General features: G+C 42.3%; 1 protein-coding gene. It reads right to left on the reverse strand.

The genetic code is table 11. From position 1 onward, the window contains the following. The coding region (locus A3735_RS01600; RefSeq protein ID WP_156499311.1) for a hypothetical protein at positions 1–187 on the reverse strand (187 nt) is incomplete at its 3' end. Between the last annotated feature and the right edge of the window lie 508 nt (positions 188–695).

Raw genomic sequence — 695 nt, forward strand, 5'->3', positions numbered from 1 at the left:
GCGCATCCAGCTGATGAACGAGGTGTTCATTTAAGACCAAGCGTTTGTAGTGGTAATAAAAGCCCATCTGGATAGCCAAAGGGTTACATTCTTTTTCAAGGTAGTCACCTATCACTCCATTGAGGATGGAGCGCCCTAGACGCCCCCAATGTTTATGGGTCTCTTGACCTTCAACAGTATGACTCATACATGATCTCCGTAAGTGAAGATCTTCAGATTAGCATGTTTTCTGGAATATGAGACATGATCCAACTCAATCAATGAAGGCTATTCAAATGTCATCCCTCTTAAACACGAACTTAGCCAAGTAAGTACCGCTGTGACGAAGCCCTATAAATTCAGTGCGATAAGATCACAGAATCACCACGTACTTCTACTTATTAAGAAGTCTTGTCACAAAAACAAAGTGTCAAGACCGATTTGTTGCTTAAAATTCCCTATGATGCTCACTTATAAACGCACTAGATAAAAGACAAACGCTTTAACAGCATTGATAGATAAGTTTCGGAATAAAACGTGTATAGCAGTTCTATAAAAAAAGCGCCCCTTGACAGCTCAGTGCTCACCTTAAAGCTCTACGACAGTGCATCTAAAGGCCCCGAAGGCTTGGCACAAGAACTTTGCGACATCTTCGGCAGCGCTTCAATTGACCTTAGTGAACGCCTAATCCCTTGGCAAAGCTCGTTATTGAGCGA

It is taken from the genome of Oleiphilus sp. HI0061, from assembly GCF_001635675.1.